The 9,871-nt window shown below is 31.8% G+C and carries 6 protein-coding genes; all 6 read left to right on the top strand.

Annotated features, from left to right (window positions below; genetic code table 11):
* Positions 1-243: ATP-binding protein (locus Q3V94_RS06655; protein WP_303526189.1), on the top strand; the 243-nt coding region annotated here is incomplete at its 5' end.
* Positions 244-291: 48 nt separating this feature from the next.
* Positions 292-1,167, top strand: coding sequence for a GGDEF domain-containing protein (locus Q3V94_RS06650; protein ID WP_303526188.1), 876 nt, complete (start codon positions 292-294; stop codon positions 1,165-1,167).
* 51 nt (positions 1,168-1,218) lie between these two features.
* Complete coding sequence (locus Q3V94_RS06645; protein ID WP_303526187.1) at positions 1,219-1,947, top strand: ABC transporter ATP-binding protein; 729 nt, start codon at positions 1,219-1,221, stop codon at positions 1,945-1,947.
* Positions 1,940-3,613, top strand: a complete 1,674-nt coding sequence (locus Q3V94_RS06640) for a hypothetical protein (protein WP_303526184.1) — start codon at positions 1,940-1,942, stop codon at positions 3,611-3,613. The genes Q3V94_RS06645 and Q3V94_RS06640 overlap by 8 nt, the downstream gene beginning before the upstream one ends.
* A gap of 207 nt (positions 3,614-3,820) precedes the next feature.
* Positions 3,821-8,110 (top strand): 2-hydroxyacyl-CoA dehydratase, encoded by a 4,290-nt coding sequence (locus Q3V94_RS06635; RefSeq protein ID WP_303526190.1) that lies wholly within the window; start codon positions 3,821-3,823, stop codon positions 8,108-8,110.
* Positions 8,107-9,798: a methyl-accepting chemotaxis protein gene (locus tag Q3V94_RS06630; protein WP_303526181.1), complete on the top strand. Its 1,692-nt coding sequence runs from the start codon at positions 8,107-8,109 to the stop codon at positions 9,796-9,798. Before Q3V94_RS06635 ends, Q3V94_RS06630 begins: the two co-directional genes overlap by 4 nt.
* Positions 9,799-9,871 lie beyond the last annotated feature (73 nt).

Here is a 9,871-nt window from a genome sequence, read left to right as displayed (position 1 = left end):
ATTGGATATTTACCGATTTCACATGAAGAAGCAAATATGTTTTTTCAATTAATATCAAATCTACATGAACAAACGTCAATAATTATCACATCTAATAAAGGGTTTGAAGAGTGGAGTGAGCTTTTGCAGGATGTAGCATTAACCACAGCTATATTGGACAGGCTAACCTACCGATGTGAGATTTTTAATATGACAGGCAAAAGCTACAGGTTGGAAAACAGGAAGTCGCTATTTAATGATTAGATGGAAAAATTTCGGGATAAAAAATTTCCGAAATTTCTCCAAAAGTACTTGCCGATTACATACGGACATTTACTTGGAGATAAAATATTAAAAAAACTAGGTGAAGTTGTAAAATCCAATATAAGAAAAAACGATTTGTTTTTTAGATATGGCGGTGAAGAGTTTTTGATACTATTGCCTGATACCAATAAACATGATGCCCTGAATTTAGCGGAGAGGATTAGAAAAAAGATGGAAACAAGTTTATTTGTAGATGGAAGGGCAGTAACTGCAAGTTTTGGTATAGCATCCTTTCCGGATGATGCTGAGTGGAAGGAGGAACTTTTAGAAAAGGCTGATAAGGCATTATATGTAGCAAAAGAAAGAGGGAAGAATAGATGTGAACTATGGGATGAAACCTTTGAGCAGAAGGGAAGAGTTACTGATAAATTAAGCGGGTTTTTAACAGGAAACGACCTTAGGGATACCACTAAAATATTGACTATGATTGAACTAACGGAACTAATAAAAGAAAATTTAAGCAAAGAGGAGATTGTTTTTAAGTTTTTAGGAAGACTTTTAGACTCTTCTGAGGGTAGATATGCAGGTATACTTTTTATTGAGGGTGGAAAGATATATAATCAACTTTGGAGGAAGGCTAATGACGATAACTGGATTAAATTTAACAACATTAATAATAGATTGTTGAATAAAGTTTTAAAGGAACAAAAAGGTTTATATGGTATTGACTGGGATGAAGTATTCGAGTATGATGTTGTTAAGAATGTTCATTTGTTGTATTCAGTAATGTTAGTTCCGATTGTGAAGGATAAGGTTTTAAGGGGGATCATATACATTTTGGCACCATCAAATGACAAGGAATATAAATTTGAAGATTACAATTATGTAAGTGTTTTAGCTAATATATTAGCTATGTTATTATAAAATCAGAAGGAGATTTTCCTTCTGATTCATATTATAAAGGAAGGTGTATTTATGATTATAATTAACAATGTTTCAAAGACCTATGCGAGGGGAAGGGTAAAGGCTGTTAACAGCATTAATCTTGAGGTAAAAAAGGGAGAAATATTTGGATTTTTAGGACCTAACGGTGCTGGTAAAACAACGACAATAAAAATGATAACAGGAATCCTAAAACCTGATGAAGGGCAAATATTAGTAAATGGGATTAATGTAGTAAGTGAGCCAATTAAGGCAAAAAAGCAGATAGGATTTGTTCCTGATAATCCTGAAATTTTTAATAGACTAACAGGTATTGAGTATTTAAATTTTATTGCAGATATTTATGAGGTAGACGGTAAGCAAAGATATGAAAAAATAAATGAACTTGCGGAGATTTTTGAAATAAAAGATGCTTTAAACTCAAGTATTGGTAGTTACTCCCATGGTATGAAGCAAAAATTAATAATCATAGGTGCTTTAGTCCATAATCCACCTGTATGGATTTTAGATGAACCTCTAGTAGGACTAGATCCCAAGGCTGCTTTTTTGTTAAAGGAAATGATGAGAAAACATGCAGATAATGGTAATACCGTATTCTTTTCAACTCATATTATGGAAGTTGCAGAAAGGCTTTGTGATAGGATAGGTATAATAAAAAAGGGTGAGATAATATTTACTGGAACGATTGATGAGTTAAGACAAATAAGAGAAGAAAATGATAGTCTTGAAAATTTATTCTTGGAGTTGGTAGATAATGAATAAAGCAATTTCAACAGTAAAATTTTATATTAATTCGGTTTTTGGATTTAGTGGGTTAGTTAGGGATTTAAAATATAATAAGAAGAAAGCGGTTAAGACTTTAGGATTGTTGGGACTAATATTGTTTTCTTTTTCAGGATTGATAACCATGTTTACAGCCTTCAATTTAAAAATGTATGATCTTCTTAAACCTATTAACCAACAGGGGCTTGTGGTATTAAATACCATTATTATTTCAACTGCCTTTACATTTTTTATAGGGATATTAACTGTAATTGCAACTTATTTTCTCAATCAAGAGGGTGACATAATACTATCCTTGCCATTAAAACCTTGGAATTTATTTCTTGCTAAATTTACAATTAGCTTTCTTTCAGAAGCTTTATTTGCGTTTGTTATAATGGCAACGGGAATAATAGTCTATGGCATTAAAAATGGTGAAGGGGTTTTATATTATATAAATTCTTTATTAATAACTTTAACTATCCCAATGATTCCTCTTGTAATAGGATATTTTATAATAACTCCTATTATGAAGTTTGGTAAACTTTTAAAAAAGAAGGATTTTATAATGTATATATCTGGATTTTTGGCATTAGGTCTTGGAGTTCTTTTTCAGTATTTAACTAATCAAATGACTAATTTTGATAAAAATCCAGAGCTTATTATGCAAAAATTAACTGCACCAAATGGTTTGATCGATTTAACAAGCAAGTTATATTATCCAGCTGCAATAGCAGCAAAGGCTATCATAAATAATGGAACATTAGAAAGTTTTGTTTATTTATTGATTTTTATTGCAATTGCTGTTGGTGCTTTATTTTTATTGTTAACTACTATGTCTAATATTTATTATGATACTTTAATTGGAAGCACAGAAGTCCAAAAAAATATTAAAAGAATGGACGAAAAGGAACTAAAGAAAACGACAATAAAGAGAAATTTACTTATAACATTAATTGACAGAGAATTGAAACTGATGAATAGAGAGCCAGTGTATTTTATAAATGGGCCGATGGTAATATTTCTATTGCCGATAATTATGGGTGCATCCCTGTTCTTTCAAAATAATTCTATTTTATTCGATATTAAAAAGTTGATGAATCATCCTGATTTTTCATACTATTTGAATTTAATCTCGATAGGAATTATAGTTTTTCTAGGGGCTTCAACAAGTATAGCTGCAACATGTATATCAAGGGAAGGAAGAGCCTTTGAATTTATAAAATCCCTTCCGATAAATCCTAAATTATATATAACTGCAAAGATTATCCACGGTTTAATATTTGGAATTTTAGCTGCAGCTATTATTTTGATAATGGACTTAGCCTTCTTTAAAATTGATACAATAAGCTTATTAATAATTTTAATAACCTCTATCATAATTCTTACGATGATTTTTATTTTAGAAGTTTTTGCCGAATTAAAATGGCCTAAGCTAAATTGGGATAATCCACAAAAGGCAATAAAGCAAAACATAAATGAGGTTGTGGGAATTTTTGGAACCATGGGAATTGTAGGATTATTTGGTGCTCTTATTGTAAAATTTAATATTAAAAGCAATGGACTTTTTATAGCTTTGATAGTTATACCGCTTATTATATCAGTGATTTTGTATCAAAAACTTTTAAGCTATGCAGATAAAAGATTTTATGAAATAGAAATATAAATTAAGCTCTAAGGAAAATTTTAGCCTTAGAGCTTAATTTTTATAGATAATAGGTGTAAACGAAAGATATATATTAATATATGGCTTTTTTTAGTCAATATTAAAAAAACAGGAATAAAAAACAGAATTATTAAGTTTGTTGCTTTTTTTAAGGAGGTATAGAATAGATTTCAGATGACTTTTGAAAAGGTAGAAGGAAGGGATAAGATGTCAAAGAATTATTGGATAGGGGTTGATGTGGGCTCAACAACAGTAAAGGTAGTGGTTTTAAATGACAAAGATAATATTGTTTTTAGCAGATATAAACGACATTTTGCTGACGTTTTAAACACGATAAAGGAAATTTTTTATGAATTAGAAAAGATGTTAGATAAGGCTACAGCAAGAATAGTTATAACAGGCTCAGCAGGAATTGGAATAGCGAATTGGCTCAATATTCCCTTTGAGCAGGAGGTTATAGCATCAACAAAGGCAGTTGAAAAATTTATTCCTAAAACGAGTGTTGCTATTGAACTAGGCGGAGAGGATGCTAAAATTACATATTTCGATGGTAATTTAGAACAAAGGATGAACGGAAGTTGTGCAGGTGGGACAGGTGCATTTATAGATCAGATGGCCGCTCTTTTAAAAACTGATGCTATGGGGCTTAATGAATTGTCAAAAATGCATAAAATAATTTATCCTATAGCATCAAGATGTGGAGTGTTTGCTAAAACAGATATTCAAGCTCTTATAAATGAAGGCGCAAAAAAGGAGGATATTGCAGCATCGATTTTTCAGGCTGTTGTAAATCAAACTATTGCAGGCCTAGCAGCAGGTAGAAAAATAAAAGGAAAAGTTGCTTTTTTAGGAGGACCTTTGTTTTTTTTAAGTGAACTTAGAAAAAGATTTATAGAAACCCTTAATTTAATAGAAGATGAAGTTATAATTCCGGAGAATTCGCATCTTTTTGTAGCACTTGGTGCTGCTATACTTTCTAAGGAAAAGGCACCGGTTAATTTAGAGAACGTAATATATAAGATTAATAATGGTAGTTTTGGTTCAAAGGAAGTAGGCCTTCTTAGACCTCTTTTTATAACTGAAAAAGAGTATCATGATTTTAAAAGAAGGCATGATAAGCATAGAATAAAACGAAAGGACTTAAATGATTTTTCGGGAGGATGTTTTTTAGGTATAGATGCTGGTTCGACTACTACAAAGGCGGTTTTAATAGATGAAGAAAACAATTTATTATATAACTATTATTCAAGCAATGAAGGAAATCCTTTAAAATCTGTGATAAATGTTTTAAAAGATATTTATAGTAAATTACCAAAGGATGCTTATATAGCAAACTCCTGCATAACTGGTTATGGAGAGGGACTCATTAAAACAGCCCTATCAATAGATGAAGGTGAAGTTGAAACTATTGCCCACTATAAGGCGGCAGAAAATTTCTTAAATGGGGTAGATTTTATCCTGGATATTGGTGGACAAGATATGAAGTGCATAAAAGTTAAGGATGGGGTAATTGAAGGCATCATTTTAAATGAGGCATGTTCTTCAGGATGTGGCTCATTTATTGAATCCTTTGCTAAATCTTTAGGGATGGATGTTGAAACATTTTCAAAGGAAGCCTTCTTTGCTAAAAATCCAGTTGACTTAGGCTCAAGATGCACAGTATTCATGAATTCTAAAGTAAAACAGGCACAAAAAGAGGGAGCGACAATTGGGGATATTTCTGCTGGGTTATCCTATTCGGTTATTAAAAATGCTCTTATGAAGGTAATAAAGATAAGGAACATAGATGATCTTGGTGAAAAAATAATACTTCAAGGGGGAACATTTTATAATGATGCGGTATTAAGGGCCTTTGAAATAATATCAGGAAAAGATGTAGTAAGGCCTGATATAGCAGGGCTTATGGGAGCCTTTGGAGCTGCATTGATTGCAAAGGAAAGATATAAAGAAGGTGAAAGGTCAAAGATATTAAATTTAGAAGAATTAAATAGATTTCAAGTAGAACAATCCTTTACAAGATGTAAATTGTGCAGCAATAACTGTTTTTTAACTATTAGCACTTTTAAAGATGGTAGAAAATTTGTAACAGGGAATAGATGCGAAAGAGGAGCTGGAAACTTTATTGCAAAAAAAGTGGTGCCTAATCTTTATGAATATAAGTATAACAGACTATTTGATTATAAAGCCTTAAAAAATGCACCAAGGGGTAAAATCGGAATACCAAGGGTATTAAATATTTATGAAAATTATCCTCTTTGGCATACTTTTTTCACTGCTTTAGGCTTTGAAGTAGTGTTATCCGACAAGACTACTAAAAAGCTTTATGAGGATGGGATGGAAACAATACCATCAGATACTATATGTTATCCTGCAAAGGTTGTTCACGGTCATATTATGAACTTAGTTAAAAAGGGAGTTGACGTTATATTTTATCCATCTGTTGTTTATGAGAAAAAAGAATTTAATGAAGCGGATAATCACTATAACTGCCCTATAGTTACTTCATATTCTGAGGTTATAAAAAATAATATGGATGTATTAAAGGAGAAAAACATTAAGTTTTTAAATCCCTTTATAAGTTTAGATAATTACAAAATGTTAAGGAAGGTTTTGTTTGAGACTTTTGAAGAATTTAATATTTCTTTAGCTGAACTTGACAACGCATTAGCATTAGGTTTAAAAGAACTTGAAAATTTTAAAAATGATATTATAAAAAAAGGAGAGGAAACCTTAGAATACATCAAAAAAGAGGGGATTAGGGCTATAGTTCTTGCAGGAAGACCTTATCATATAGATCCTGAAATCAATCATGGGATAGCTAACATAATAACTTCATTTAATGCTGCGGTTTTAACAGAGGATTCTGTGTGCCACTTAGGTGAAGTTAAAAATAGGCTTAGGGTTGTTGACCAATGGACATATCATTCAAGGCTATATAGAGCAGCGTATTTTGTTTCAAAACATGATAATATAGATCTTATTGAATTAAATTCCTTCGGATGTGGTCTCGATGCAATTGTAACTGATCAGGTTAAAGAAATATTGGAAAATAGAGGAAAGATATATACTTCAATTAAAATCGATGAAGGAACAAACGTAGGAGCAATTAAAATAAGAATTAGAAGCCTTTTTGCAGCACTAGAGGAAAGAAAAAGGAAAAAGCAAAAAAGGGAAATACAATATAATGAGGAAAGCAAAGTGGTATTTACCAAGGAAATGAAAAAGAAATATACTATTTTAGCTCCACAAATGTCACCTGTTCACTTTGAAATTCTTGAAAAGGCCTTTGAATTTAGTGGTTATAAACTTGAAGTATTGCCATCTGTTGATGCAAACGCAATTGATGAAGGATTAAGATATGTAAATAACGATGCATGCTATCCTGCAATCGTCGTTATAGGGCAGATTATAAATGCCTTAAAGTCAGGAAAATATGATTTAAATTCTACTGCAGTTATAATGAGTCAGACGGGAGGAGGATGCAGAGCTACAAATTATATAAGCTTACTGAAAAAAGCTTTAAAGGATGCAGGTCTTTCTAATATTCCTGTTTTATCTTTAAATGCGAAGGGGTTAGAAAAGCATCCAGGATTCAAAATAACACCTATCTTACTTCATAGGGGACTTATGGCAGTTTGCTATGGAGATTTATTAATGAGACTCATATTAAGAACAAGGCCCTATGAAAAAATTAAGGGTTCTACAGAACTTTTATATGGAAAATGGAAGGAAAAAATAATTGCGAATATAAAATCCTGTAGCTTAAAAGATTTTAAAAAGAATGTTTGGGAAGTTATTGAGGAATTTGATAATATAGAAATTGCTAAGATAAAAAAGCCAAAGGTTGGAGTTGTAGGAGAAATTCTAGTAAAGTATCATCCTACAGCAAATAATCAAATAGTTGAGCTATTAGAAGAAGAAGGAGCAGAGGTAGTTTTACCTGACCTTGCAGATTTTCTTCTTTATTCTGCTTATGATGAAGAATTTAAATATCATAATCTTACTGGGGATCTTAAAGCAAGATTAGGAGGTTTATTATCAATAAAAGTTATTGAACTTTATAGAAGAGAAATAAGGAAGGCACTTAATGAAAGTAAAAGATTTACTCCTCCATCCACTATAGAGGAAAAGGCAAACCTTGCAAAAACTCTACTTTCCCTTGGTAATATGACTGGAGAGGGATGGTTTTTAACTGGTGAGATGATGGAGCTGATTGAAAATGATGTGCCCAATATCGTATGCCTTCAGCCCTTTGGATGTTTGCCCAATCATATCGTAGGAAAAGGCATGATAAAAGAATTAAGAAGAAGATATCCACAGTCCAATATTGTAGCAATAGACTATGACCCAGGTGCAAGTGAAGTAAATCAAATCAACAGAATTAAATTAATGTTGTCAAATGCATATAAAAATTTAGAAAAGAAAGACGATAATATAAACATAAATAATTTTGAAAATTATAGAATGATTAAAATGGATACGGGGGGCAGACTATGAAAAAAACAACTACAAAAGCAAAGATATGGTTTTTAGTAATTTCAATAATAGTGCTGTTTAGTATTGTCATTAATGGAATTGTTTATGTAGAGTTTACTAGAGCATTAACTCGAGGAATGCTAAGGCAAACGGCTAATCTTGCTCTTGAGATTTTTGATTTTCAATACCCAGGTTCCTGGAGGGTTTCCTATGGGGAGCTTTACAAGGGAAGCCATAAGATAAATTATGATTTTTCTTCAGTTGATAACTTAAAGAAAAAGGCAGATATTGAATGTGCAATATTTCTATATGACACTAGAGTTACGACAACAATTGAAGAAAACGGTATGAGGATTGTTGGAAGCAAAGTCGATAACAAAGTTATAGAAGAAGTGGTTAAAAAAGGTAAAGATTACGTTGGGGAAGTAAAGTTAAAGCAAAAAACATACCAAGGTATATATATTCCTATAAAGGATACAAGTCAAACTCCCATTGGTATGTTCTTTGTGGGGCTTGACAAGGAAAAAATAGATAAATTAGTTATGCCTGTTGTTAAAGCTCTTGTGTTGTTTACTTTGGCTTTGGTTGTTGTTTTATCGATTCTTATTATGATATTTATGGACAGAATAATAATTAATCCACTGCAGTCTACCAAGCAAATATTAGATGTAATTGCAAAGGGTGACTTAACTGTAAACATAGAGGAAAGGTATTTAAAAAGACGTGATGAAATAGGAGAAATATCAAAGGCTATAGCCTCTTTAAAACAATCTTTAGTGGGTATTATAAGCAAGATAAATGAAAATGCAAATTCAGTAAAGACTTCCTCAAGGGAACTTGTTTCAGTAGCTGAAGAAATGGCTGTGTCTTCAGAACAGGTTTCTTCCTCAATTTCTCAGGTTGCAACCGCTACGGAAAATGAAAACTTAGAAGTTGCACAAGTTGTAAGGCTTTTTGAATCATTTGGAGAAAAGATAGACAAAATGTATTCTAAGCTAAAGGAAGTAAAAGAAGGAGCAGAGGATACATCCTATAAGGCAAATGAAGGTAAGGATGAATTGGATGGACTATTAAGGGCGATAAATGGAATTAAGCAATCCTTTGAAGTTGTTACAACTAAGTTACAGACCCTATCAAGCTCCTTTAATCAGATTGAAAATATAGTTGATATAATAAATAATATATCTGAACAAACAAATCTTTTAGCGCTAAATGCAGCAATTGAAGCCGCAAGGGCTGGTGAAGCTGGAAGGGGCTTTGCAGTTGTAGCCGATGAAGTAAGAAAACTTGCTGAAGAATCTAAAAAGTTTTCAGATGAAATAAGAAATATTATAAGAGGGTTAGGTGAAGAAGCAAAGGATGTTTACTCTGCAGCTGAAGAAGTTGATAAATTTATTAATGAACAAATCACAACTGTTGATAGAACGGCTGAGAAGTTCGAAGGAATAATACATTCAATACAAAATACAGTTCCTTTAATTGAAGATGCATATGTCTTTTTAAATGAAACAGTAAGCGATAAAGATGGCGTTCTTTCAAGCGTTGAGAATTTAAGTGCTATAATTCAAGAAACTTCAGCTTCAGTTGAGGAAATATCAGCAACGTCTGAGGAGATGTCATCATTATCTTCAAAGGTTGCAGATTCTGCACAAAACTTAAGCAACATGATGGATGCTTTAGTTGAAGATGTAAAACAGTTTAAACTATAAAGGTGCCAAAGGGCACCTTTTGTAATTTTAGTTTTGTTTTTGGTTATAAATATAACTGTAAGGGGTGATTATA

Origin of the sequence: Caloramator sp. CAR-1, assembly GCF_030546345.1 — a bacterium.
Classification (GTDB): Bacteria; Bacillota; Clostridia; order Clostridiales; family Caloramatoraceae; genus Caloramator; species Caloramator australicus.
The sequence above is the reverse complement of the archived record's forward strand: the minus strand, read 5'-3'. Positions and strand labels throughout refer to the sequence as shown.